This is a genomic window from Streptomyces sp. NBC_01717 (assembly GCF_036248255.1).
Classification (GTDB): Bacteria; Actinomycetota; Actinomycetes; order Streptomycetales; family Streptomycetaceae; genus Streptomyces.
This window is the reverse complement of the sequence record NZ_CP109179.1, coordinates 469,712-495,057: the sequence shown is the minus strand read 5'-3', so window position 1 is coordinate 495,057 and position 25,346 is coordinate 469,712. Positions and strand designations below refer to the sequence as shown.

The window sequence follows — 25,346 nt, the reverse complement described above, 5'->3', positions numbered from 1 at the left end:
CGGGGGCCGTGCTTCACCCGTGACGGGCAGGTGGGCCGTACGCCATCGCGCGAGCGAGTCTTTCAGGCCCTGCAGCGAAGTGAACAGGTCGATGGCCCTGATCAGTTGCGAGCCACTGATCGCCGGAAGCTCACTCCTGGATGGTGCTGGCCTCGCCGATTCAAGCGGCTCAGGGCGAGCGGACAACCGGGGGTTGCCGCAGGAGGGAAGCACCCGGTCAAATCTGAGGGCCTTGCACTGCAATAGGAAATAGGTTGCCTCAGTCTTGCCTCCCCCAGCGGGGAAACAGACAATGTCGAGACCCTCGCGTACCCAGTCATCGAGGTCGACACCGGCCGTTCCCTGGTCTCTTCCCATAGGGTCGAGGCTGTCCCGATCCCGGGCCCAGCCAGACAGTTTGGCGAAGATCCTCTGCCAGAGGGTCGTCAAAGTCTCCCGGGGAGTCTGCGCCTCCGCGGGGGCCGCCCTGTACTTGGCCAACAGACCGTTCAGGTCCCGGGCCTCCGAAAGCATGCCGAGAACTGGGACGTACGGCGCCGACGGCAGCGCCTGGGGCGCTGAGGAGGAGGCGGGCGTCGTCTGCACACGCACAATGTATGTCCGGGATGAACCTGGGCGCCGGGATTCGGTGAAACCGCCCGAGTCGCCTCGGGCCGACCTCAGTCGACCCCATACGGGATCATGTGGGTGGGGCGCGGGGGCGCAACCGGCAGGACCGCCGCCCCGTGGGACGCCTCGACAAGGCCACGCCCGCCGCCAACTCGCAGCGTCGCGCGGATGCGATCGACATGCGCCTGGCCGGCGTGGACTGGCTCACCCTCGCCCGCAAGCTCGCCGCCGACCCGGCGACTAACACCGACCACATTGCCTACCCCCAGGGGTCGGCATCGAGCGGTACCGCAAAGGCCAGGAACCACCCACCGACACCCAGCTCATCCAGGCCGCGTGCAAGGACGTCCGCGAAGCCCTGAAGGAGCGGCGCACCGACCTGGACGCGAAGGCCGACGACCTGCGCGAGGTCGAGAACGCCCGCGTGGACCGGCTGTTCTTCATCGCCTACCGGCAGGCCGTCAAGGAGGGCAACTCGCCGCGATCGACCGGGCCCTGCGCATCATGGAGCGCCGCGCCCGCCTCCTCGGTCTGGACCGGCGCAACAAGACCGAGGTGACCGGCGCCGACGGCGCAGCGATCGAGATCACCAACGTCACGCTCGACGAGCTCGAAGCCCTCATCGGGATCGCAGAGGAGGCCGCACGTGGCTCCGAATGACCGCGAAGCCCAGCTGGTCGCCGCCTACCGGGTGTAACTCCCCGCCGTGCAGCGCGAGATGGTGGCCGCAGCCTCACCGGGGCTGCGCCTCCTCCTGGCCCGTGCCGAACGCCGCATGGCCATGGACGCCTTGCCGGGCGCCCTCGCCGCCGTCCTCACCAACCGCCGCGCGCAGGCCCCCCACCTCAACCTGATCGACTCCGCATGGATCGACATGGCAGCCGGCCGGGCGGACCGCGTCATGCTCACCAGGCCGCCACGGCAGGGCAAGTCCCGACGCGCCTCCCGCTGGGCACCCTGTGGTGCCTGCGCAAGTTCCCCGAACGCCGCGTCATCATCGGCTCCTACACCGCGTCCCTCGCCGATGAGCACGGCCGGTGGATCCGCGACGCCATCGAGGCGTGGGGCGACGACCTCGGCATCCAGCTGCGCCCCGGCTCCAAGACCGCCAACCGCTTCGACATCGCCGGACACGAGGGCGGTCTCGCCGCATCCGGTATCGGAGGCTCCCTCACCAGGCGGTGTACGGCGACAGCCCGAGGCCGCAGTACCAGGCCGCGAGCCCGTCGCCGCATGGGCCGCGTCGGCCGAGCAGCGTCCCCACCGGTGGCCAGAAGGGATGGATGCACCGACGGCCCCGTTGAGACCCCCGCCATCGACGGACATCACGTGACGTACTGGGGCGGCCTCCCACGGAGGCCGTCCCATTCGGTTGTGCTTCAGCGCAGGCGTCCGAGGTGGACGACGCTGACGCGGATCTGCTGGTCGCCGATCTCGCACATCACGCGGTAGACCCCGACGTGGATGCGCAGCATGTCGGTACTGCTGAACGCGCCCTCGGGTCTCGGTTCGTCGCGAGGCAGCCACACTCCGTCGGGATCCGCCTCAATTCCAGCGCTGCGCACGACTTCGTCGTCCGCGCACCCATAGTCGCCAGTGAGGAGAACACTTTCGACTATGCGATGCGGAACTACTCGGTCGAATACTTCGCCGCCCGCTGCCGGTACGGTGCGTGCCACTGCTGTCGCCGCATCACCGGCTGGCGGGATCTACCGACCAGGAGCAAAGCGGACTACCACGGCTTTGTCGCCCCCCACCTCATCGAGATCGACCACCGGGCCCGCACGGCGCTGGCCTCCCGCCAGAACGGGGCCCGTAGTGGTCGTCGCATGACAACGAATATGAATGGCAGGGCATTTGAGCTGCCGTAATGTGGCCGCTCGCCTGACTGGCCGTGCGGTCTGGGAGGTGACCCCCTGTTCCGCGCGACCCGGCACGGCCTGCCCGCTGCCGAGCAGCGGGCCGCCGACGGTGGCCAGCAGACTGGCCCAGCCGTTCCCGGTCCCGCCGAACACATCGATGCGGCTCGGCCTGGACTCCAGCCGCAGTGGATACCAGAGATCGATCTCCGCGGAGCGGAGGCGATGCTGTGCCTCGTGTTCGGCTACGAGCCTTCGCCAGTGCTCCACCATCTGCTGGTGGTCGCTCCACAGCCGTTCGCGCCGGCGCTGTGCCGCGCCGCGGGCGGCGGAGACCCGCGCATGTGGGGTCACGATGATCGCGATCACGGTGATCAGCAGCACGACGCCGTACTGCGCACTGATGAAGAGGCCGACGAGGAGCATCAGGGCTATGGCGCACCCGATGCCCTTGCCGTTTTTCTGCCCGGTCGCGGCCTCCAGCCGGCGCACCTCTTGGTCGTACGGTTCCGTCCACACCGGAGGCTTGTTCGCCAAGTGGTGCGGAATCAGGGCCGGCGGATCCACGTACTCCCAGCCCCACCGCTCCTACCCTCGAAGACCCGCACTGCCAACTGCGCGCCGGCCTCGACCCTGCCGAACCCGGCGCCCCCGTCACTCACTCGCTGCCCCTCCCCGTAGTCGGACCGGACTCGCAGGTATGCCACAAAGCGGCCTGGGAAATGGTGACTTGGCCCGAATATAATGCAACAGAGGTTCGAAGGGAGCGGTTAGGCCACTCCGGGGACCGTCCACTGGATACCTCCGAGGATGCCCCGTCGTTTCGGGCGGGGAGGGATCGGACTCCTGTGGAGCAGGGCGGAGGTAGCTGAATTGCCGTCAGGGCGATTCAGTCACCCCGGACGGTGGTGAGGGCGCCTGCGATCATCAAGAGTTCTCAACTGTCATACCTCCCGGATAGGTTGAGGTCGTGACGACGCAGGTGCAGGCGGGCGGGGTTTCGTCTGCGTGTGTCGTCCACCGCGTGCGCCGCGCTGTTGGCGCAGTGGGACCGGTGCCGATGGGTGTGGAACGAGTGCTGTGCCAAGTCGAAGCAGACCCACGTGTGGAACAGGAACCGGCCCGAAGGCGTGGATGAGCGCACCTGCGGACCGGCGCAGCTCGACAAGATGCTGACCGGCGCCCGGGGCAGCGAGCGGCGGAACTCACCGACCGCAAGCCGGTCCGGGTGGACTTTCCGCAGAAGGAACTCATCGCGAGACTTCTGGCGGATACCTGCGAGATCTGCGGAAGCAAGGGCAACGTGCGGGTGCACCATGTCCGCGCTCTCACCAACCTCGCACATGCCGGATGGCAGCCTTCCGACTGGGCGCGCGTCATGCTTCACCGACGAAGCAAAACGGTCGTGGCCTGCGACGTCTGCCACGATCGCATCCATTTCAGAACGGCCAGCCAGATCGCTCACGCAGTAGTCACTGGAGAGCCGGATGACCGGGAAACCGTCATGTCCGGTTCGGCGGGAGGCCGCGCGGAACAGGATTCGCCCCACGGCGAGCACCTCACCGCGCGGCCGACCCAACCGGCTGGCTCATGAACCATCGCCGCCCGTCCCGAGAATACGAGACCCATCGTCACCGCTCCGAAGCCATGATCCGCGTCGCGATGATCGACCTCAAGAGCCGCAGACTCACCCGTGAATCAACCCACAACTGGCGGGACAGCTGAACGGCGACAGAGCCGGACTCCTCTGAATCACAGCAGGTAAGGCCACAGGCTGACGCTGTTCCGCTCCACACGGACCTCGACCCATGTTCCATCGCTTGCAATCGGTGGCGGCGGGTCGGCGAGGTCGAACAGGATCTGGGTGTCGGCCACTTCCCGGACGGCCCCCCATCGCCCGTGAGACTCAGTCGGCCCCGGAAGACAACTTGACCACCGTCCTTGCCCAACGGGGGTGAGGACAAAGTGGCTGGCCGCGTGTTGCACGGTCTGGCCCAGATCGTCGAGGCGCGTGGTGAAGGCCGCTGCCTGGCGCTCTCGCCGATCCGGATCTACCCGCCGGCGGTGTGGGTCGACGAGTGCGGGCGCCAGCCCGACCGGTGGACGATCAGGGCGAGGCCTCGGAAGGGCCGGTCGCCATCGCCCTCGGGCCGGGGCGAGCTGGGCCACCTGACCACGCAGGGCAGCCGCGCCGTCGTCAGTTACGGTGGCGGGCTCCAGTGGATCCTGGAACGCCTCGGCTAAAAGGTAGTTTTACACTCCCGACCTCCAGTGGTCTGTGCTGGTCAGACCCCAGAGGTCTGCGCGGCGAACTGGATCGGGAGACTGTCCAGGCGTGCCTCCCAGGTGGAGGCGGTCGAGGTGAGGTCGTCGGCCGGCACGGCGAGGCGCAGTCCTGGCAGCCGGTGCACCAGGACGTCGACGGCCGTCTCGATGATGGCCTGGCCGATGTTCTGGCCCGGACACTCGTGCGCCCCTCCGCTGAACGCGAGGTGCGACTGGTTGCCCTGGATGGAGACCCCGGTGTCGGGACGGATCTCCGGGTCGAGGTTGCCTGCGGTGAGCCCGAGCACCAGCAGGTCGCCCTCCTTGATGTGGTGACCGGCCAGTTCGAGGTCGGCGGTGGCGAAGCGCCCGGGCAGGACGGCGAGCGGCGGGGTGTTCCACATCACCTCTTCGACGACCGTGGTGATGTTGAGCTGTCCGCTCACCAGTCCCGCGAGCCGGGAGGTGTCGGTGAGGATCAGCTGCAGCACCCGGGCCAGCAGATTGCTGGTGGTGGTGTGCGCGGTGATCAGCACCAGGCGCAGATGGCTGAGGATCTCGTCGTCGTCGAGGCCTGCTTCGTGTCCGAGCAGCCCGGTGGTGAAGTCGGAGCCCGGCTCGGAGCGCTTGCGCTCGGCGAGCTCCCCGAGGATCTCCATGATCCGGTCGTTGTGGGCAAGAGCTCCCTCACCGCCCTTGATGACCTGAGCACAGGAGACGGCAAGGTTGTGCCCCTCGGCCGCCGGGAGACCGAACAGCCTGGTCAGTACGAGCATCGGCAGGTACTCGGCATAGTCGCCCACCAGGTCGGCGCTGCCCGCGTCGGCGAACGCGTCGATCTGCTTGTTCGCGAAGTGCGTGACATGGCGGCGGATGCCGCGGCCGGCGAGGGTCTGCAGATTGTCGGTGACCGCTCCACGCAGCCTGCGGTGCGGCTCACCGTCCTGGGACACGCAGTCGGGGCGCCAGCCCAGCATCGGGATCAGCGGCGAGGTGGCCTCAACGCGTCCTTCCTTCCAGTCCCGCCAGATACGCGAATCCCTGCTGAACTGGCGGGGGTTGTCCAGCACCCGCCGGTTCTCGCGGTAGCCCAGGACCAGCCACGCCGGGACGTCGCCCTCAAGGAGTACCGGCGCCACCGCCCCGTGCTCCTTGCGCAGCCGCCCGTAGATGCCGTGCGGGTCCAGTGCCGCGTCCGCCCCGTACAGCCGGGCGAGATCGCCGGCGCCGCCATGCGCGACAGGGCACCCGCGGGGGGCGGAGGAGCCGTTGGTGAGCTGGTCGGTCATCGGGGCTCCACAGCAGCAGCGGTGGCGGAGCGTTCCTTCAGATGGCGTATCAGCGCGACAAGGACGTCACGGCTCGAGGTCCGGTCCCGGGCATCGCAGGCCACGATCGGGGTGTGCGCAGAGATGTCCAGGGCGTCACGGATCTCCTCGATCGGATGCTCCTTGGAATCGGGGAAAACATTCAGCGCGATGACGAACGGAACGCCCTGCCGCTCCATCTCCTCGATCGCCCTGAAACTCGACGCCAGACGACGCGTGTCCACCAACACCACCGCCCCCAGAGCCCCCTTGAACAGACCGTTCCACAGGAACCAGAACCGCTCCTGGCCCGGCGTCCCGAACAGATAAAGCACCAACTCGTCGTTGATACCGATCTTCCCGAAATCCAGACTGACGGTGGTCTGCGTCTTGTCCGCCACGCCGATCAGGTTGTCGACACCGACACTGGCCTGAGTCAGCGTCTCCTCGGTGGTGAGCGGCTCGATGTCGCTGACCGAGCGCACCATGGTGGTCTTTCCGGTGCCGAACCCGCCGGCGATCATCACCTTCACCGAGCGGGTGCCGCCGCCCGACCTCTGGTCGGGATGGTCAAAGCCTTTGAAGTCCACTGAGTACCTTCTCAAGGAGCGCGAGGTCGGGCCCGCGGCCGGCGCCTGACGCCGGGATGGGATTGCGGGCTTCGACGCGGCCTGCGTCCAGCAGATCGGCCAGGAGCACCGCGAGAATGTTGAAGGGCAATCCGAGATGGGCGCCGAGTTCGGCCACCGACAGCGGATCGCGGCAGCGTCGGAGTATCCCCTCGTGCTCGTGCTGCATGCCGGGTACGGCTGCGGCGCGCGCAACGACAAGAGTCGCCACGTCAAGACTCGCCGCGGAACCGCCCGGCCCGCTGCGGCCACCGGTAAGGACGTAGTAGCGCTCAAGACCGGACGGGTCCGTTAGACGGCGGGTAGCACTCATCCAGAGTGCTCGTCCAGGCGCGGAGTGGTGCCGAGGAGCTCGCCCATCCTGCGGGCCAGATCCCTCATCTGATGACCCAGAAGACCCTGGTCAAGGCCCTCCCTCGCCAGCACCCCGAGATACGTCTCCACACCCGCCCGCACCACGAACAAGTGACCCCCGTCGACCTCGATCATCGCGAGCCGCAGCTGCCCGGCGTACTTGGGGAACTGCTTGGCCACCGGCTGGGCCAACGCCTGCAACCCCGCGACCACAGCCGCGAACCGGTCCACATCATCGGGGTCCTCGGCACCATACGAAGTGATCGCCTTACCATCACTCGATGCCACAAGGGCGAAACGAATCTCCTTGATGCTCTCCGTCAGATCGCGGAGCGCCCAGCTCACATCGGCTCCCTGTTGCGTCATGGGACTAGTAGCTCTCTTCAGTGCGGTTGGACTCGCGTCCGGCAGCGGTCTCGGCGTCCGTGGCCTGGGCGCGGTCCGCGGTGTTCTCGCGCGGTGGGCCGCTTGCCTGTCCGGCCGTGGCGAAGGCGGCGAGGCCGGTGAAGGACGCGTCGGGCGGCACGGCGGCCACGCTTTCTTCGCTGCGCTCAGCGGCCCTGGACTGCGGTCCCGCGATGTCGTTGTGGATGCTGCGGCGCCTGGGCAGTCCACCGGGAGTGGTGTCCACCGCGTCGGTGATCTCCACGGCCGTGATCTGGATCGGCTCGCGGCCGGTCGAGGACCCCACCGCGGTTGTCGGGGCCGGCTCCGTGACGGCGGCGGGCAATGGGCTGAAGTACTTGTGCGGCACCACCACGACCACCGAGGTGCCGAGCCAGGGCGAGTCCGCGAAGGTGACTCGGATGCCGTAGCGGCGTGCCAGGGTGCCCACCACGCGCAGGCCCAGGTTCGCGTCCTCCGAGATGCCGCCGAGGCCGGGGCCCTTCGAGGTGCCCGCGAGGGACTGCTCCGCCTCGCGCTTCTTCTCGTCGCTCAGGCCCTTGCCCGCGTCCTGGATCTCGATGCCGACGCCGTTGGGGACCTCCTTGCCGGAGACGACCACGGGCTCGGTGGGCGGCGAGTAACGCGCCGCGTTGTCCAGGAGGTGGGCGAAGATCAGCGTGAGATGGTCCACCAGGCCGCCGTCGACGCCGAGTTCGGGCAGGTGACGGACCTGGACGCGGTCGAAGTCCTTGATGCGGCCGATGCCGCCACGGGCGACGCTGAGCAGTCGCTGTGGCTCCTGCCACTGGCGTCCGGGCCGGTCCGAACCGCCGAGTACGCCGATGCTGGCAGCGAGACAGTCGGCAGGGCCGATCTCCTGGTCCAGCTCCATGAGGCCCTGGGCCACCGCGGGCAGCCGCCCGTGCTCGCCCTGCATCTCGTGCAGCCGTCCGCGCAGCTTGCTGGTCAGCACATGGATCCGGCTGCCGATGCTGACCACTGCCTGCTCGGCCGAAGTGGAACGGTCGAACTCCTCTTCCACGCCTATCAGCGCGGTCCGCAGGACCTTGCGCAACCCGGCGCGCAACTCCGGGCCGGCATCCGTCTCATGGCCGACTTCCAACAGGATGTCGTCGATGGCCTCGCCGTCCCGCAACCGCTTCAGCGCCTCGGGGAGGTAGGTGTCACCAAGCCTTCCCACGACGGCCTGCTGACGGGAGAGTTGCTCGTGTGCCGCGTGGGTCTGCGCGGTCATGCCGGTCTCGTGGGCCCGCGTCTGCTCCGCGAGGCGAGCCTCGAAGGTCTTGGCCTGCTTGTCCAATTGTGCGTCCAGGCCGGAGCGCTTGGCCGCGTACTTACGTTCAAGTCCTGCCACATGTTGCTGCCACTGCTGGGAGTGCTCAGCCTGTGAGGTGCGGAAGTCGCCGTCGGCGCGGCGCAGTTGGGACTGGGTGCGGACGAGGAGCCGTACGCAGACGGCGCTGGCCGCCGTGGCCGCGGCACCGGCGAACGTCGCGGGTATCTGGACCTGGTCGGGTCCCGCGACCGCGGTGGCGACGGTTCCTGCTCCTAAAGCGAGCGGCATCAGCCACCAGCTGTACCAGGCGCCCGGTGCCCGCGCCGCCGGGGGCGGAGTGGCTAATTCCATCTGCATCCTTCGAAAGCAATACGATCGAACAGGGGGGTGTGCAGGCGCCGTACGCGTCGAGCACACAGCTCGAGACGACCGAGTGCGTTCGCGTCGACTCGCAGCGCCACAGGGGAGCCTATCGGGGTTTTCGATCAAAACGATCAACCCCCTCCGCATACCAGTGCGTATCGAGTCACGCTCCGATTGATTCCTAATGCTGTTTGTCAAGCTGCGAGAACGGTGGGCGGCACGGCTTCGTAAGTCCGTCCATCGCGCAGGAGGGCCCAGATGACGTTGACCCGGAGGCGGGCCAGGGCGAGGACGGCCTGGATGTGGCGCTTGCCTCGGCTCGCTTGCGTTCGAAAAACCGGCGGGAGTCCTCGCAGTGACGGATGCTGAACAACGCGGAGATGTGAAGACTCGTTGGAGTCGGCGGTTGTAGCGGCGCGGGCGGCGGAGGTTGCCGCTGATCTTGCCGGAGTCGCGGGGCACGGGAGCAACGCCGCCGAAGCCGGCGAGGCGGTCAGGAGTGCCGAAGAGACTCATGTCGCCGCCGGTCGCGGCCAGGAACTCGGCACCGAGGATCACGCCCAGGCCCGGCATGCTGGTGATCACTTCGAAGTCCCGATGTTCGCGAAACGCCTGATCGCGGGAGCGCCGGTAGCGGGGATACCTGGTCCGACCCCCGTGGTGAGGGTGTGGAAGGGGGAGCGGTGCCCGGGGCGGGCGGCTGGTGTATGGCGCTGGTGACGGAACGACCGCCCCGGGCATTTGCGTGTCAGACACCCCATGCCGTTAGAGGTCAAGCGGCTTGGAGGTGTGCGTGGTGCGACCAGGCGGTCGCCTCGTCGTAGCGGGTTCGGGTCTTGAGGCAGCCGTGAAGGATGCCAACGAGGCGGTTCCCGACTTGGCGTAGGGCGGGGTTGTAGTCGAGGTCGCGGGCGCGTTGCTGTCGTAGTAGCGGCGGGCGCCGGGGGATGCTTGCAGGGCGCAGAACGCCTGACGTTGGAGGGCGTCGGCGAGGCGGTAATTGCGGACGTAGCGAGCCTGGATGGTGCAGGTCTTGCCGGAGGCACGGGTGACAGGACTGGTCCCGGCGTAGTTCTTGCGTGCTTTCGCGGAGGCAGATCGGGTCGGGTCGTCTCCGAACTACTGGACCAGGGCGGCAGCAAGGTGGACGCCGGCGCGGGCGCTCGTAATCCGCGAGACCTCCACTCCCCGGATCGTCTGAGTCGCCGTGCTCTCCGCGAGGGCCAACTCTTGCCGGGCCCTGTGACCTCCCGACAGCTGGCGGCGCGGTTCACGGCCCCCAGGCACGGCGCCTGATCGGCCGCGCGAGGGCCACTCTCGACCTCTCATAAGCAACCCCCGCCAACCGGCCAGGCGGCATTTGCAATCCGGCGCAATCACCAAGCGGTACCGCAACCGTCGCTCCTACGGTGCTGTTCATGGCCTCACGGACACGCAATCCGGGCACAGACTGGCTGGCTTCCTGCGCCCCGAACCCTGTGCTGGTGCAACGCAAATGGGCAGCCGGCGAACTCGCTAACTTCCGAGCGGTCGGCTGTGGCTCGCTGTGGAGGCCGACATCCGTCCGTCGGTCGCCGCGCTGCAGCGCATCGGCCCCGAACGGCTCGGCCCGCTCCTGGTTCACCCCGGCGCCGACCGTGCGTGGTGGCTCGTGCCGCCCGGTGCCGAGGAGCTTCTCGCCGACCTGCCGCGGCTGACGGTCCACCCCGAGGCACGCTCGCTGCTCTGCCTGCCGGCCGACCGGTACCTAGACGGACTCGGATGGTTGGAGAAGCCGGACGGTACGGGGCGGCTGACGAATGCGGCCACGCTCGGCGCAGCGTTCGGCCTCGGCGGCAGTGGCCTGAGGCTTCCCGCAGGGGCGTTCTGTTGACGGCCGTGGATGCTCCTCGGGAGCTGCCCCCACTCGCGTCACTGTCTGATGCGCAGCAGCGTGGCGTGTGCTGCGTGTGGTGCGGCGTCACGTTATCCGCCGGAACAGCGGTCGACCTCGGGTCGCGCCTGGTCGACGTGTTCGCCTCTCAGTTCGCTGATTCCCCCGTTCCTGTCGGAAGGACGCCCCGTGATCGTACTGACCAAGCCACCCCAGGGCGCGGAGGCCGCGTACCGCGCGCTTCTCGGCCACACCGTGATGTGCAGCGCATGTCGGGTCGGAGCCGCGTGTGTCACAGCCGTGCGGCTCGGCCCGGCCTGGCGGGCAGTCCGCTGATCTGCGACCGATGGGACCGGTACATGACGCCCCACGAGGCGCAGCAGCTCGCCATCCACGGTGCGGACCTACCAAGGGGCATGGTCCACGTCCACAAGGCGCCGTGTACGCCACCGACGAACCGGCCTCGGACGTACTCGCTGACCCCTCGCTGATCGCCTGTCCGTTCTGATGCCCGACCGCGGCCGAAGGCAGACAGGGTCATCTACGCCCGGTGTACCCCCTTGGCGGGGTGTAGATGACACGGAACCCCGACCGCCCCCGAGAGGTCGGGGCTCTCGCACGCTCGGTCCCAATACGGACATCGGGCAGAATCCGGGCCCGTGGACACCAACGGCTGGATAGCCATCGCAGGAATCGCGGGGACTCTGATCGGTGCAGGCCTTGGCATCGGCGGCGCCATCCTGTCCCCCCGAGTCGCTGCAGATCGGCAAGCCCGAGCAACGCTGGCGGAAATAGGGCGCCCTGTTCGAACGCAGCGGCCTGTGTGACCGAAAGTGACCTTCTCCTGACGTGTTGTCAGTGGAAGCTGGTTTGATGGGTCGGTTGCGCGAAGGGGCGCAGCCCGTGGGGGAGGGGGGACGGCAATGCCGTGGGTGAACGGGTATATACGGCGGGACGGTACGAAGGTGCGGGGGTACTCGCGCTGGGCGGCGGGGGCCCGCCGGGAGATGTCCACCCTGGTGCTGTTTGGGGTGGCGGTCGCCTTGATCGGCGGCCCGCACAGTGGTGGCGGGGAGAGCGAGTTACCCCGGCCTGCTTCTACTGTGTATCCGGTCAGGTTCCCCGGCTGGAACAAGGTCCCGGCGCCTCGGCCACGGCCCACGATGTCCTACCCGATCCCGTGGGACCGGAGCAGCCGGTGAGTGGCCGACGCCCGTCCCGTTCGCGCAAACGCCGGCAACTGCGCACTGGGGAAGCCCTGCTGCTCGTCGCCGTCATCCTGTGGGTGGTCGGCCGGCTGCTGCACTGGCTGGCCGGGCATCTCTGGATCATCCCTCTCATCCTCGCGGTGGCTGCCGCCGCCGTTGTCCTGTGGCAGCGCACCCGGATCCAGCAGGCCCGGCAGCGGCAGGCGAGCGCCCGTACGCTGCGCTACCCGATGACCCGCCTCGATCGGCTGCACCACCGCGACTTCGAGCACGCAGTACGCGACCTGATGTACCGCGACGGCTGCACGGACGCCGTCCAGGTCGGCGGCGCCAGAGACAACGGCGCCGACGTCAAGGCCACCGACCCCTACGGCCGACGCTGGGTCATCCAATGCAAACACCGCCGCGCTGGCCTGGCCGGAGCCGCCATTGGAACTCCGGACCTACAGGTCCTCAACGGCACCGGACGCCCCGTCCATAAAGGCGACGTCATCGTCCTGGTCACCAACGGCCGCTTCTCCAAACCCGCCCAGGACTTCGCCAAGTCACAGCGCCTGCACCTCGTGGACCGGGCAACCCTCGCCACCTGGGCCGGCGGACAGCATCCGCTGTGGGAGCTGCTGCGCGCTGTCCCGCCTCCGCGACGACCGAACTCTCTGTCTTGACAGCACCGGAATATCCGCAACGTACCCGTGCCCGGCACCCCCCACGTCATCTGCGACAAGGGCCACCCAGGTCCCCTTCGGTCAGGGCACACAGGTGCTGCCTGGTGGGCAGATCTAACTCAAGGAGCACGTTCGGCGTCAGTCCTCACTCGCAGCCGTACGGAGCCATCCTCAGAGTCGGGCAGCCGTGAACCTGTTGGGCCCGCTGTTCGGCGCCCGTCGGTGTCGGGTTAATCGGGCGGCCGAGGGACGTCATCGAGGGCATGCGTGAAGGGTGGGGGCTGTGCGGGCACAGGTGCGTGCATTCATCGAACAGGGGCTGCGGCGCGAGGAGACGCTGCTGGACTTCATCGAGGCACGAGAAAAAGACCCGGCGCCAGATGAGTACCGGGCGGGCCCGGTCTGCGGCCGGATCACTTGCTCCGGATGGTTGTCGTTCTCGGCGCCGCTGCTGGAGTGGTGGCGGTACTCGAGGATGTCTCCGACGCACCTGTAGATGGTGAACCGTCGCCCCCGGCGGTTGCGACGTCGACGCCGAGGCGGACCCAGGAGCCGCGCCTGACGGTGTGGGCGGCTCACTCGCCGTTCAGGCCGAGGCCGCAGAGCCGCACGTACCCGGGGTCGGCGGGGTCTTCGACCTGCTGCGCGTACTTGACCCACAGAGTCGGAATGGCTTTGCCCCCGCCGCCCTTGGGGAACTTCGCCGGGACCTTCGCGGCCACGTACGGGCGGCCTTCGCCGTACTCACGCAGGGTGTAGTCGACCCAGTCCTGATCGGGCAGGTGGACGGCGAAGGAGTACGGTACGCCGCTTGGGCAGTCAGAGGTCCCCGCCGACACCCGCGCCACCCCGGTCCGCGCCCGGCGACAGGAGCCACGCTCAAGATGCGGGTGCTACCTCTGACCAGCGGTGAATGGCTGCGCCAAATAGAGACCTTGGCCGCCCGCCAGCGGTGCCACAGGCCGGAAGACCTGCGCCAGATCTCGGGCGGTGCGCTCGGCTTCGCTTTGGACCTGCGCAGGGATGTCGCCGAGCTCCCTGACGAGCTGGTCGTAGATCGGCGCCTCGTGCCGCACAGTCAATCAGTCCTTCCCGCACACCAGTTCGGCTCCCGCGCCGGGAGCGACTGTCGAGTCTAGGGCAAACCGGCAGGACATCTCCGCCAACTTGGTCCGACTCTCATCCGCGGCCTCGAGAAGGCAATCGCATGACGGTGCCCCTCTCGGTGATCCAACACCACTACGTGACAGCACGATCACGACGAGATCCGGGAACTGACAGCGGGCATGCCTCAGCAATCGGCCCTCCCATCGGCATCGGCCCCGCGGCTTTGATCAGCGACGTTCAGTCTCGTGGCTGACTGTCAGTGGGGCGGCGTAGCATCTGGGCATCTGTGTAGATCATTCCAAGATCGGACCAACCATGCCCGCCCTGACAGACCCGCTCGATGATGCCCAACTCACCCTGCTGAGGGTCATGGCCGAGCCCTACTTGAAGAGTGGGCAGTGGCCGGTCTGGCGCTACGTTGAACAGATGATGGATCACCTGGGGTACGACGATGCCGAACAGGTACTGAAGTCGCTGCCGGTAGTGGGGGCTAACAGCCCCGTTGGTGCGTGGTACGGCCTGTGTTGGTATGACCGGGCCCACTTGGCAGATGACAGCCGCCCGACTCTTACCGTGGCCGCTGGTCTCCACGCCCCCGAGTTGCGGCACCTGTTCGGCGACAACTTCATCTCTATCTTGCAGTACTTCGTTAAGCGCCAGCGGGCCGTCAGGCCGACCCCCGACCAAGCGACGGCCGCATACATCACCTCGGAGGATTTTAAGCGGGACTTTCCCGCTGTCACGGATGAGTTTGTGGCAGCTTTGCCGGGTATTTTCGAGCGTGAGCCCGTGATGCGGCGTGGTCATCGGCCGTGGGGCACCAATCACAGCGGTTGGCAATTTGAGCTTCATAAGTGGATCAAGGACTACCGAAACGTTGACGATCTGCCAGGCTATGTTGAGCGGGTTACTGAGCTTACTTTGGCAGCCAACACCCTTATCATCCCGGAAAGTCAGGCTCCTGCACTGGCGCAGGTTTTTGGCTCTTCCGGTAGCAAGATTAAGATCGGAGAGACGTTGGCGGCTGGTATGCCGACCGTCACGGGCACCATTACTCCGCGTGCTGTGACGCCGCCCGAACCGAAGCGATATGTCAATGAGGCACTTCGCTCAGAGCTTGCCGCGAAACAAGGCAAGACCACGCTGAATGTGAACAAGCTTCTGCAACTGCTGCTGGAGCTGGATGACGCATACGAGGACGACCACCCGTACTCGTGCCATGCGCTGCTGCGGGCCGTCATCGACCATGTTCCGCCAATTCTCGGGCACAAGTCCTTTGAGGCAGCCGCAAACAACTACCCGTGGAGCCGGACCGATAAGAAGTACATGGCTCGCTTGCTGGAGTTCAAGACACAGGCGGACGACGTGCTGCACCGGCAGATTCGCGCGAGTGCCGACGTCATCACTATGCACGACTTGCCGCAGGCTGCCGCTCTCAACGCGTTGCTGCGGGTGTGCATCGATGAGCTCTAGCGGTCTGGACGGTACGGCCTCGGCCACAACTGACGTTGGGACCGACAAGAATAGCCCATCGGTCAGAAATCCAGTGAGCGGACTACTCTAAAATGATCCGCCAGTTCCGGCGAGCGTCAGCAATCGATCGACAAGCAGAAGCTCGAAGTCTTCTGTCGTGCGAATGCCTTTGATCTGTTCCACCAACCTGCGCTGATACGACGCCGCTGCAGCACGATGCGGCATGCGTAAAGCGGCTTGTAGGGCTTCTCAGCGTAGTAGCACACAAGGTGAACGTACCCGGCAGGGTGGCAGCTCGACGAGAAGGATTTCGTGGTCCAGATCGTGGCTGGGTGAGGATCCTAGTCCGAAGGAGTTCGAACCGGTGAGCTCTTGTGTGGGCGCTCGCTCAACGACGGACCCGTGTATGGAGTGGATGCACGGGCCTTGATCGTGAAGGCGATCGACGCGCTGGGTTGACCCGGGCCGCGTGGCTTCGGCCGAGTGAAGCTCCTACGGTTTGTCGGCTGCGGCCATTGCTGTCAGCCAGATCTGGTGGCCGTGAGTGTTCGATGAAGTGGTCCTGGAAGACCGTTAGAACAGCAGCAGGCGAAGCTGATCAACGATGACGAGGGACGGAAGCGCGATGAACACCCACCGGTCAAGATTGCAGGGCCCCGAAAGCGCCTCTCCGTCTTCTGGTTCTCTGGAGTTTCGTAGGACGAGTGGCGAAGAACGTCCTGACGCCCTTGTAATCCTTCACCAGCGCCATGCCAAGAGCGATGAGGGGCGGGAAGACCAGCAGCGATATGAGGAGGTCCATGCCCGCACCGAAGCGACGGCGGGTTCGGGAGGTTGTTGAACTGATGGCTGCGCTGGGGGCTGCGTGACGCCAATGCCGCAGAGCGGGCCGCCGCCCGGATCGACGTGTTCCTGTATGCCGAGGAAGCGGGCATGAAAACGTCGGTACTGACGAGGTAGGTCAACCGCTCCTGACGCCTCATTGTCGGCGCTGCGATCAGTACCCCATCAACCGGAGTTCTCGTCCACGGCGTACGTCTGCGCACCCGCCCGCACATTGGCCTTCGCACGGCTGTAGGCACGGCGACTGGGCACTTCCGCCTTGGCGTTCTGTTCGTCGCGGCGCACGGTCAACGCCGCGAGCACCTCGCGCGCCTCGGCGAGGGCGCAGTCCGGCAGGTCGATCTCACGGTGCTGCCGGGCAGCCGTCTGGATCTCCAGGAAAGCGTTGGCGGAAGCGGCCGCGTGCCCGGCACGTTGGGGTGCGTTGACCGTGGTGAGCACCGCGCCGAGCCCTGCGGAAAGCAGGGCCAGAATGCCTGCGGCGGTGCTGCCGGCAGACTCCACCAGCGCCGTGGTCCCGGCCACCGCGGCCAGCAGGGTCGTAGGAATCCCCAGGGCCCAGTGCAATGCCCGCCAGCGCTTGGCCTGTTCGAACTGGGTCTGGGCACTGTAGGTGGCGCTTTCCTCCAGTCGCAGGAACTCGGCGTGGAGTGCACGCCGGCGTGCGTCCGTGCCCGTTCCCGTCGTCGTGGCCCCGTCCGTGTCCGGGCTCGACGGACCTGCTGGTGAGTCTGCGGTATCCACCCGTCCAAGGTAGCCGTCCTGCCATTGCGGCTGGTCCCGAACGATGGACTCTAGGTGGGGAGTTGGGCTTCGTAGGCGGCCAATGCGGCGTGGGCCGGGTGGTGTACGGGAAGCCCGTCGATCATGCGGTGCCAGCGGGACGGGCCGATGTGCTCGTTCCCGTGCAGCGATGCCAGGATCTCCCGCTGGGGCACCCGGTCGAGGAAGCGCAGTGCGACCGGTGGTGCGTCCAGCCCGATGTCGAACTGCCCTTCTGGGGCAGGTACGGCGAGGAAGCCGTGCAGCCTGTCGCCGGAGCTGTCGAGCAGCATCCAGTATCGAATCGGAGCACCGTCCTGCGCCATGGCTCCGACCGGGCTCACCAGGACGGGGTGGCACAGGGGGCCGTCGTCGGCCGCGGGGCGTACGGGTGAGGCGGCCGTGGTGGAGATCTCCAGCTCCACGACCACCGCCCCGCCTGGAGTCACCGCCACATCCACGGTCACCGGTCCTTGTTCCAGCAGGGCACCGGTCTCTTCTGGGGCTCCCGAGGAGGCACGTAGGACGAAGTCCGAGTCGAGGCGCGCCGTCAGCGTGAGGTCGAGCTCCACCGGCACGGATACGGGGTTGGTGAGCCGGGCGGCCGCGAGGCGGGCGCTGTGGTGGAGTGCGGGATCGGTGCCGAGCCGGCCGGCCAGCTCCGACAGGGCGGAGCGGGCGGGGGCAGGTAGCCGGGCCGGGGCCAAGGTCAACAGTCCGGTCAGCAGAGCGGCTGCCTCCCGGGAGAACCACGGTCCGGCCCGCCCTCCGCGCAGACCGCGGCGCAGAACGGACAATGGACCGGCCAGCGAGATAACGGCGGGGGTGAACCAGTGCCGCAGTTCCTCTTCGGCGGACCGCTCCCCGGCCCTGTTCGCGGGCGCCGACGCTGTGCCACCGGGGGTCAGCAGTAGGGCAGTTGTATGGGCGGCGGCTTCCACCCGCTCCCACGGCAGGCAGTGGAACAGCTCCGCCGGGGTCGTGGTCTCCCTGCCCATCCGGTGGAGAAGGAAGTACCGCAGCTCCAGACACTCACCGCGCAGCCGTTCCACCGTCGCCGTGTCGGCGGGGAGATCGAACCACCGCTGCTCCAGCTCTGCGACCAGCACGGCGCCTTCCGCCGAGACGGGGATGGGCCGGCCGAAGTCGTCGAGTTCGACCACGAGCGAGCCGTCCGGTGCACGCAACGCGAGCACCCGGCCGGAGACCCCGTCCCGTTCGGTGATTACGCTCGTCCGGGCCCATGCGGCGGTACGGAAGCGGGCCATGTTCCTGGCATCGGCCCGCTCGTCACCGTCGTTGATGACCCCCATGGCCGGGCGTCCGTCCGGCGGGCCCGGCTTCAGAAAGGCGATCCAGCCGCTCAGCGGGCGGTGCACTGCCACGGTGTCCTCCTGCCGGGCCATGTCAGTCACCGTCCGGCCCGGTCAGTCGGCTGACCACGGCGGCGGCTGCCGCGCCATACTCCTCTATCGCCTGCGACAGGGCCGGGGACGGTTTGCCGGGAGGCAGGCAGGTGGCGGCAAGGGCCCGCAGGCGCCGCCACACGGCGTCGCCGCCGTCATCCAGCCGGGCCACGAGGTCCTCGGGCAGGGCGGCGGCCCAGTCCCGCAATGCCGTGTCGTCCAGTACGCTCACGCGGTCCGGCCCGCCGCCGTCCGGGTCCCAGCGCAGCCGGAATTTCAGGGACCTTAGCACTACGGCGGCGCAGGTCTCGGGGTTGTCCGGGAATCCCGCCGGGACGAGACGGCGGCTGCCGCCCTGGTGGGCGAGGTCGTCCAGAGCCCGCTCCAACGGGTCCAGCACGAGATGGCAGACCGGGTCGTAGAGCAGTGTGTTGACGGTGAGGTCACGCTGCCGGCCGTCCAGGCGGAGATCCGTTCCGGTGGCCGGCCAGGGCAGGCCGCCGACGCCCAGCCCGCGGTAGTCCAGCACGAGGCCTTCGCGTTGCGGCGGCAGAATCGAGCAGACCAGGCTGTGCGGGCTGAAGCGGCGCGGGTGCTCGTCACTGAGGCCGTCATCTCCGAGTACCTGCTCCGTCACTTCGCAGAAGATGCCGGCCGGCGCTGTGCCCGTGGTGTCCAGATCTTCTATCGCGCCCGGGCGGGCACCGGCCACGAGATCCCTGGGGGCGCCTCCGGCCAGCCAAAAGCTGTGTCCGGTACCGGTGAGCTGGTCGATCAGCGGGGCGAGGTAGCGGGGGGCGTCGGGCCCGTACACGAGTTCGTCGAAGGCGTCGGCAAGTCCTGGGGCGAGCTCGTCGGCACCGTGAACGTGTTTGGCTTCCAACTGCCCGCAGGGATGAGACCCGACGCGTTCCACGCCTGGTTGCCGGGACACCGCTACGACACCGAGGTGCGGCAGCGAGCCGGCGTGGTCGTCACCCTCGAACAGGAGCAGATCGTCCGCTGAGTTCGGCAGGCCACGTGCCGGACAGGTAAAGCCGAGGACCTTTCTGCCGTCCAGCAGGTCTCCGGTCATCAGCGGGCCGTTGGGGGCCCGCAGCCTGCCGTCCGGGACCGTTCTGTCGTGGCAGGCCACCGTGGCGGGCGGACCGTAGTCCTCGGAGGGGCCGGTTATCCCGCCGCCAGTCCGGTCCAATGGGCCTCTCCGTTCTCCTCGAAGGCCACGGTCAATGGCACGATCCCGACTGCCGAGGGGAGATAAGTCCACCCGCCGAACTCCGAGTCGCTCTCGTGTTTCATGCCGAGGACGGCCACGTCCCGCAACTGCTGCGGAGTACAGGTGGCCTCCTTGCCCGGCTCGTCCGCACAGAAGGCGAGGCCGGGGTAGACCACGGCGTCGGCGCCATTCCGGCCCGGGTGTGCCCGGATCGCTTTGAGGATGTCCGATGGTCCCGTCGCGCGGCGAATCCAGTCCTGCACCGAGGGCCGGCAGGAGTCACAGAGCCGCACGAGTGCTTCCGTGTCACCGGCGGCCGCTGCCTCCTCGATCCGGCGGGCCAGCTTCAGCACGGAATCTTGCAGCGGTTTGCCGTGATCGTCGGTGGTGACCACGGCCGCACCGGGCGGCTGTCCCACAGCCGCCGGAGGCTTCGCCGCCGCGCTTTCCGCCGGTGTGAACAGGAACGTGGAGACCCCGTTCGCCAGTCTGTGTTCCTGCCCTGCCGAGACGAGGGTGAGGGTGCCGGTGAGGACACGGGTGGCGTCGGCTTCGGCGTCATCGCGCAGCCGGGCCGTACGCCCGTCGGCCCCGAGGGCCACACCGAGCAGCCCGGTGCCGAGGAAGGTCCACTTCCCGTCGCTGACGTAGTAGGAGACCGCCCGGCCCGGGTACGGGGCGTTGCAGCTCTGGAGGCCGGAGAAGGTGACGGTCATCCCCTTTCCGGCCCAGGCGGCTGACGTGATCGAACGCTGGTCGTCGATCAGCGCCTGCCGGAACGCGGTGTCGGCGGGCAGCAGGCGTCGGGGCCGGCCGGCCGCGCCGGAGTGGCTGTGCAGCGTGGAGACCGTCCAGCAGGCGCCGCCACTGTCCGAGTCGGCCCAGGCGACGGCTTTGCCGTCCGGTGCGCGCCAGGCCTCGGCAAGGGTGGAGGGGCTCTTCGCCGGCAGCAGCGGGCGGATTCTCCCGCGCCGGTCGACCGCGTCGATGGTGCCCTGCCCCCGGAAGACCCCCGGGCCCTCGGGGAGAGGGGTGAACACGATGGCATCGTCGGAGCCGCCCGTGGCGAGGAGGGCGTACGGCCCCTTGCTCCGGGCCAGCGGGATGCGCTGCGGATCGCCCGTCGCGGCGAAGGTCAGCAGCGCGCTGCCGTCGCTCGCGAGGCTGACGGCGTCCGCGCCGAGGAAGCCGATTCCGTGACAGGGGCAGGCGTGGGAGACCTCCTTCCCGGTGGTGACGTCGAGGATGTGCAGCCTCCCGGTGGTGTCCGCTTCCACCGGATCCGTCCAGGCCAGGCGCCGCCCGTCGGGAGACCAGGCGAAGTGGTCCGGCGCCTTAGTTCCGGTACGGACGGCCTGCCAGGTACGACCGGTGGCGTCGGCCAGCATCACCGCACGCTTTTGCGGCTGGACGTAGGCGAGGACGGGCTGTTCGTGGCCGCCCGCCCGGGAAGCGCCCGGCTTACCGGGGTCGGGCGTCGACCGGTCGGAGACCGTGGAGCACGCGGTGGCCGCGAGGACGAACAGCAGGAGGGCGGCCAAGGAGCGCAGAGCGGGGGTGAGGGACGAAGGTGGCATGGTTCGGGTCATTTCTCCTCGGCGCACAGGTCGACGTACGGATGACGGTTGCCGATGTGCTCGTCCCACTCCTGTGGGGTGAGTCCTTCTCCGCCGGTCCACCGGCAGATGCTCTCGCGCCAGTCGATGCCGCCCACCGGCCACAAGTTCAGCGGTCCGGCGGCGTTGTCGGTGCGAAATGACCGGGTGGCGGCGGCGAGCGTCCGGTCGTCCGGCGACCAGTACAAGTGGATGATGTCCCCGTCTCCGGTCCTGGGCAGTGCGGGCATGGCCTGGAGCCCCGTAGCGGTGTCGTGGACGAGGACCTGGTCGGCAAAGCCGGTGGCGATACGGCTGCCGTCCGGGGAGAGCGCCACTGCCGTCGCCGTAGTGGTGCCACCGGGCAGCCGCAGCGGGGTGCCGGTCTTCCGCAGACCGCTGTCCAGATAGCGCACGGTGTTGCCCTGGACGAGCAGGGCGAGGCGTGAGCCGTCGTGGCTCCACACGAAGCGATAGGTATTCGGGACTGGCACGGTCCTGGCGGGGCCAGCCTTCGGGTCGCTCAGGTCGATCTCGGCGAGCCGGGCACCGGCTTCCCCGGGCTGTTCCAGAGCAACGGCCCGGGTGCCGTGCACTTCCAGCCCCAGGCCCGCCGCGAGCGGCACCGTCGCCTGTTCCTTCCAGGTCCGGGTGGACCATACGGTGACCGGGCCAGTGACGTGCCGTGCGACCAGGAGGTCGGTGCCGGGCACGAACCGCACCGACGTGACGATCCGTTCTGCCGGGGGACGGGAGCTCTCGTCGACCCCCGACGGCCTGAGGTCGCGCAGCCAGGTGCCGTCCTTGCGCCACAAGGTGACCGTGCCACGCCCCTCGTACTGCCCGGCGGCGGCCACGTACCGGTTGCTCATCGCCACGTCGTTGACGTACGAGTCGCGGGACCGGTAGTCGGTGAGATGCGGCCAGTCCGATGTACCGGTGTGGTCCGTGGTCCTCGGCCGGACCGTGTACAGCCCGCCGGACGCGGAGGAGAGTTCCGAGAAGGAAGTGAGCAGCAGCTCACCGTCCGGGCCGAACGACGCCGCGCTGGAAGACGGTGCGGTGGTGCGGCCGAGCGGCCCGGGGCCGCTGTCGAGGACGTTGACGCGCCCGCCGCGCCCTGCTGCCACCACGGTGAAGTCGGAACCCACCGAGACGGCCATCGCCGGTCCGCCGCGGGGCCGTTCGAGACCGCGGCTGCTCGCGGCGTCGTCACCCGTACCGAGCGGCACGAGGGCGGTGCCGCTCTCCGAGGCGATCACCACGCTTCCGCTGTGCTCCACCATGGCATTCGGTGCCGCAGCCAGCCCGCCTACGGGATAGCTGAGCTGCCGGTGCCGTACCCGGTCCCATGCCTGTACGCCGCCGGGGGTGGCCAGCACCACGAGTTCATCGTTCGCCCCGATCCGGGAGACGGTGCCCTGGACGTCGCTCTCCTCGATCTCCACGGCCGCCTTGTGACTGTCCAGGCCGACCGAAAGGACACGGTTGTTCGTCAGCAGCAGGAGTATCTGCTCCTCCGGGGGTTCGTGGTCGGGGCCCTTCGGCGGACCGAGGGTGACGGCGGCGTCCACCACGACACGGCGGCCGCCGGGCGCACCCAGATCACCCATGGAGGCCAGGCGCCGGCAGTCGGTCTGTGCGCGGGTGGTGGTGTCGTACTGCGCCATCGTCCCGTCGTCCCGCACCTCGACCAGGCGGACGCCTTGGTCGGTAAAGGCGTTCGCCACGGGCCGGCTGTCCGCGCGGGCACACGTGGGGGCCGGGAGGCGGCCCCGAAGCACGGGGACTTTGCCCAGCCCCTCGTACAGCAGGACGGACGAGCTGTCCCGGGCGGCGAGCAGTCCGCTGACGTCGTTGAGTACGAGTCCCCCGACGGGCCCGGAGACCTTCCCCAGCGCCTTGCCGGTGTGCAGGTCCCAGGACTTGATGTACGGGTCGTCGCCGGTGGTGTACACGCGGCTGCGTTTGGCGTCCACGGCGACGCTGTCGACCTGCGCGGGGCTCGCCTGCCAGGAGAGCCGCACACCCGTGTTCGCATCCAGCACGTCCCGCATCGCCTGCACGGCCCGGGGGGTGCCCGGTCGGACGTAGTTCCCGGCGAGGCCAAGCAGTCCCGCCATGCGGGGATCGGTCTGCCGCAGGGTCAGGGCCTCGGCGGCAAGATCGGCCGCCAGTGCGTTGCGCGCCTCCTCCTTGCCCTCTCTTGATAGGGAGTAGGCCAGGCCCACGGCCACCCCCGCCACCAGTGTGGCCAGGACGACGAGACTCCCGGCCCAGCGCAGAAGGCCCGGGCCGTCGAGCACCCGGGCCTCCCGGGCCGCTTCCTTGGCTGTGGAGGCGAAGAGCAGACGGGCGGACGCATCGCCCTGCCAGACCGCCAGCGCGGCCTTCTTGTCCGCCGCCGGAAGGATCACGTTCTGCCCGTTGTCCGCCGCTCGCAGTTTGCTGACGTAGCCGTCGACAGGGAGGAGCCCGCCGAGCGGCGTCCCGTCGAGCGCTCCGACGAGCGCGGTGCGTGAGTTCAGCCGCCGCACCGCAGGCAGCCGGGACCAGCGCCCTGACCGCCGGCCCACCTCACCGACGAGCACGGCGAAGGCGCAGCCCAGAGAGCGGTCGGCAACCATGCCCACGACGCCGTCGGGGCCGGTGAGCGACCACAGCACTGTCCCGGTGACATCGTCACCGGCCACCGCCCAGGCATCGCGGAGAGATTCCGCGAATCCCGTGTCCCCCCGGAACCCCGACATAATCCTCGGGTCGGGCAAGAGTGCCGGCGGCCCCTCGGGCAGGACGGAAACCCTGAGGGTCGCCCGCGCCGCCCTCGTACCTCCTCTGCCGTCGTCGAACAGGACACTCGCCCCGGCCACGCTCCGGAGGTCGGGAAGGGCGCCGTCCAGCGTCAGCAGCCACAGCAGCACGGACAGGGCGAGATTGCGTTCGTCGGCGGCGAGTTCCGTCAGCAGCCGGCGTATTCGGGCCGCGTGCCCGGTGGTGGCAGCGTCGAGCAGAGCACTGAGTCCCTCATCCGCGCCCTCATCCGCGGCCATGGCCGCTGGGTGCGCCTGGCAGTGCCGTAACCACAGGAGCCCGATGCGTAATTGCTGCGCGGCGCTCTCGGCATCACCCACCAGCGCGAGCGCCATGGCGGCGGAAGCCCGCAGCGCCTGTGCCGCCGCGGGCTCGTCCCGCAGATAGGGGCCCACCCCCTCCAGAGCACGGATACTCGTGGCCGCGGCCGCCGTGGGGGCCAGCAACTCGTGCACCTGTGTCTGCTGGTCACGGAGGGCCCGCAGCACTCCGATGTCCTCGGCGGCGACACACGTCCGGACGAACTGGAGAGCCGGCTGGGCCGGAGCGAGAAGAGCACCCCGAGCGGTCTTCCGCTCGGCGATCGACAACCTCTCCCGCAGTAACGCACCTACATCGAACACCGCCGACGACCCGTCCGCCATCAAACCCCCTCGCCCCCGGGAAGGCGGCAATGACCGAGCCACCGATCCCGTCGGCACATGATGGCAGCCGGGGCTCCGGATTATCAGAAAGTCTCTGATATCCGGATGAGAGACGACCCGTACAGCCATTTTTCAGTGGGCGACGGGCAACTGGCGCTTGTGGTCAGTGAGGCGGTAGCGGCTGGTGATTGCTTCAAAGGCCCGCTCGCCCACCGGCTTGCCCTCCAAGGAGTCGTCGATGTCGTCGTAGGAGACCACGAGAGCGTCCTCGTCGGCCTTGCCCGGGTCGAGGGTCTCCAGGTCGGCCATCGAGGCTTCCACGCCAGTTCGCCCAGCGTCTCCGCGACGGCGCGCACCCGAGGCGGAGATGGCAAGAGGGTTGCGCACGAGGTGCTCCAGCTCACCTCCGCCGCCCGCCTCGCCCGGCACATCGGGCGGCTGCCGCTCGGCCGGGTCACCGACGTGATCAGATGCCGCCGAGATTGCGGATGGAGAAAAGTCCAGCCCGATCGTTCGGCCATAGCTCTTGGCCAGGAAGTCCGTCTGGGTGCCGTTGCCACATCCCACATCCAACAACGGCAACTCCAAATCCATACTTCCGTGAAAGCGGGCTAGATCGAGGGCCGCGTTGCGCTCAGGCAATCCGTCCCAGATTGCACTGCCCGACTCGCCG

21 protein-coding genes and 5 pseudogenes are annotated in these 25,346 nt (G+C 68.4%); 8 read left to right on the top strand and 18 right to left on the bottom strand.

The window, feature by feature from the left end; all coding sequences use genetic code 11:
- The first annotated feature begins 725 nt into the window (after window positions 1-725).
- Both OHB49_RS44025 and OHB49_RS44020 read left to right on the top strand, forming a co-directional pair.
- Window positions 726-971 (top strand): hypothetical protein, encoded by a 246-nt coding sequence (locus OHB49_RS44025; RefSeq protein ID WP_329167222.1) that lies wholly within the window; start codon window positions 726-728, stop codon window positions 969-971.
- A 142-nt stretch (window positions 972-1,113) separates the two neighbouring features.
- On the top strand, window positions 1,114-1,269 hold the full coding sequence (locus OHB49_RS44020) for a hypothetical protein (protein WP_329167221.1): 156 nt from the start codon (window positions 1,114-1,116) through the stop codon (window positions 1,267-1,269).
- A 719-nt stretch (window positions 1,270-1,988) separates the two neighbouring features.
- Here OHB49_RS44020 and OHB49_RS44015 read toward each other — a convergent pair.
- Window positions 1,989-2,174, bottom strand: coding sequence for a type II toxin-antitoxin system RelE family toxin (locus tag OHB49_RS44015; RefSeq protein ID WP_329167220.1), 186 nt, complete (start codon window positions 2,172-2,174; stop codon window positions 1,989-1,991).
- A 144-nt stretch (window positions 2,175-2,318) separates the two neighbouring features.
- A complete protein-coding gene (locus tag OHB49_RS44010; RefSeq protein WP_329167218.1) occupies window positions 2,319-2,960 on the bottom strand; it encodes a hypothetical protein in 642 nt (213 codons plus the stop codon).
- A 736-nt stretch (window positions 2,961-3,696) separates the two neighbouring features.
- On the opposite strand from OHB49_RS44010, the gene OHB49_RS44000 reads away from it, so the two are divergent.
- Complete coding sequence (locus OHB49_RS44000) at window positions 3,697-4,062, top strand: HNH endonuclease (RefSeq protein ID WP_329167217.1); 366 nt, start codon at window positions 3,697-3,699, stop codon at window positions 4,060-4,062.
- Window positions 4,050-4,193, top strand: a pseudogene (locus OHB49_RS43995) (IS5 family transposase); the annotation flags it as partial. The gene OHB49_RS44000 and the pseudogene OHB49_RS43995, both read left to right, overlap by 13 nt.
- Before the next feature lie 27 nt (window positions 4,194-4,220).
- Here OHB49_RS43995 and OHB49_RS43990 read toward each other — a convergent pair.
- A complete protein-coding gene (locus tag OHB49_RS43990; RefSeq protein WP_267881606.1) occupies window positions 4,221-4,343 on the bottom strand; it encodes a hypothetical protein in 123 nt (40 codons plus the stop codon).
- Between the two features lie 90 nt (window positions 4,344-4,433).
- On the opposite strand from OHB49_RS43990, the gene OHB49_RS43985 reads away from it, so the two are divergent.
- Entirely contained in the window at window positions 4,434-4,712 is a 279-nt protein-coding gene (locus OHB49_RS43985; RefSeq protein ID WP_329167215.1) for a hypothetical protein, read from the top strand.
- Window positions 4,713-4,753: 41 nt separating this feature from the next.
- Here the strand turns inward: OHB49_RS43985 and OHB49_RS43980 are convergent, their stop codons facing one another.
- From OHB49_RS43980 to OHB49_RS43950, 7 genes and pseudogenes are all read right to left on the bottom strand, one after another.
- Window positions 4,754-6,022 (bottom strand): cytochrome P450, encoded by a 1,269-nt coding sequence (locus tag OHB49_RS43980; RefSeq protein WP_329167214.1) that lies wholly within the window; start codon window positions 6,020-6,022, stop codon window positions 4,754-4,756.
- Window positions 6,019-6,630 carry a GTP-binding protein gene (locus OHB49_RS43975; protein ID WP_329167212.1) on the bottom strand — a complete coding sequence of 204 codons (612 nt, stop codon included), beginning with the start codon at window positions 6,628-6,630 and terminating at the stop codon, window positions 6,019-6,021. The genes OHB49_RS43980 and OHB49_RS43975 overlap by 4 nt, the downstream gene beginning before the upstream one ends.
- Complete coding sequence (locus OHB49_RS43970; protein ID WP_329167210.1) at window positions 6,611-6,982, bottom strand: DUF742 domain-containing protein; 372 nt, start codon at window positions 6,980-6,982, stop codon at window positions 6,611-6,613. The genes OHB49_RS43975 and OHB49_RS43970 overlap by 20 nt, the downstream gene beginning before the upstream one ends.
- Complete coding sequence (locus OHB49_RS43965; protein ID WP_329167208.1) at window positions 6,979-7,389, bottom strand: roadblock/LC7 domain-containing protein; 411 nt, start codon at window positions 7,387-7,389, stop codon at window positions 6,979-6,981. Before OHB49_RS43965 ends, OHB49_RS43970 begins: the two co-directional genes overlap by 4 nt.
- A 4-nt stretch (window positions 7,390-7,393) precedes the next feature.
- Window positions 7,394-9,058: a sensor histidine kinase gene (locus OHB49_RS43960; protein WP_329167207.1), complete on the bottom strand. Its 1,665-nt coding sequence runs from the start codon at window positions 9,056-9,058 to the stop codon at window positions 7,394-7,396.
- A gap of 206 nt (window positions 9,059-9,264) precedes the next feature.
- Window positions 9,265-9,679, bottom strand: a pseudogene (locus OHB49_RS43955) (transposase); the annotation flags it as partial.
- Between the two features lie 163 nt (window positions 9,680-9,842).
- Window positions 9,843-10,189: pseudogene (locus OHB49_RS43950) on the bottom strand (transposase); the annotation flags it as partial.
- 427 nt (window positions 10,190-10,616) lie between these two features.
- On the opposite strand from OHB49_RS43950, the gene OHB49_RS43945 reads away from it, so the two are divergent.
- Window positions 10,617-10,943 (top strand): hypothetical protein, encoded by a 327-nt coding sequence (locus OHB49_RS43945; RefSeq protein ID WP_329167206.1) that lies wholly within the window; start codon window positions 10,617-10,619, stop codon window positions 10,941-10,943.
- 1,198 nt (window positions 10,944-12,141) lie between these two features.
- Entirely contained in the window at window positions 12,142-12,816 is a 675-nt protein-coding gene (locus tag OHB49_RS43940) for a restriction endonuclease (RefSeq protein ID WP_329167205.1), read from the top strand.
- Between the two features lie 575 nt (window positions 12,817-13,391).
- Here the strand turns inward: OHB49_RS43940 and OHB49_RS43935 are convergent.
- Window positions 13,392-13,655 carry a hypothetical protein gene (locus OHB49_RS43935; RefSeq protein WP_329167203.1) on the bottom strand — a complete coding sequence of 88 codons (264 nt, stop codon included), beginning with the start codon at window positions 13,653-13,655 and terminating at the stop codon, window positions 13,392-13,394.
- A gap of 583 nt (window positions 13,656-14,238) precedes the next feature.
- On the opposite strand from OHB49_RS43935, the gene OHB49_RS43930 reads away from it, so the two are divergent.
- Complete coding sequence (locus OHB49_RS43930) at window positions 14,239-15,396, top strand: hypothetical protein (protein ID WP_329167202.1); 1,158 nt, start codon at window positions 14,239-14,241, stop codon at window positions 15,394-15,396.
- Window positions 15,397-16,404: 1,008 nt separating this feature from the next.
- On the opposite strand, the gene OHB49_RS43925 is transcribed toward OHB49_RS43930, so the two are convergent.
- From OHB49_RS43925 to OHB49_RS43895, 7 genes and pseudogenes are all read right to left on the bottom strand, one after another.
- Complete coding sequence (locus OHB49_RS43925) at window positions 16,405-16,983, bottom strand: SLATT domain-containing protein (protein WP_329167201.1); 579 nt, start codon at window positions 16,981-16,983, stop codon at window positions 16,405-16,407.
- A 50-nt stretch (window positions 16,984-17,033) separates the two neighbouring features.
- On the bottom strand, window positions 17,034-18,407 hold the full coding sequence (locus tag OHB49_RS43920; RefSeq protein ID WP_329167200.1) for a hypothetical protein: 1,374 nt from the start codon (window positions 18,405-18,407) through the stop codon (window positions 17,034-17,036).
- Window position 18,408: 1 nt separating this feature from the next.
- Window positions 18,409-19,602 (bottom strand): hypothetical protein, encoded by a 1,194-nt coding sequence (locus OHB49_RS43915; RefSeq protein ID WP_329167199.1) that lies wholly within the window; start codon window positions 19,600-19,602, stop codon window positions 18,409-18,411.
- The gene (locus tag OHB49_RS43910) at window positions 19,578-21,200 is read right to left on the bottom strand and encodes a hypothetical protein (protein ID WP_329167197.1); all 1,623 of its coding nucleotides are present in this window, start codon (window positions 21,198-21,200) and stop codon (window positions 19,578-19,580) included. The genes OHB49_RS43915 and OHB49_RS43910 overlap by 25 nt, the downstream gene beginning before the upstream one ends.
- Window positions 21,201-21,208: 8 nt before the next feature.
- Complete coding sequence (locus OHB49_RS43905) at window positions 21,209-24,673, bottom strand: WD40 repeat domain-containing protein (protein WP_329167195.1); 3,465 nt, start codon at window positions 24,671-24,673, stop codon at window positions 21,209-21,211.
- Between the two features lie 132 nt (window positions 24,674-24,805).
- Window positions 24,806-25,032 (bottom strand): annotated as a pseudogene (locus OHB49_RS43900) (ammonia-dependent NAD(+) synthetase); the annotation flags it as partial.
- A 103-nt stretch (window positions 25,033-25,135) separates the two neighbouring features.
- Window positions 25,136-25,267: pseudogene (locus tag OHB49_RS43895) on the bottom strand (class I SAM-dependent methyltransferase); the annotation flags it as partial.
- Window positions 25,268-25,346: the final 79 nt, after the last annotated feature.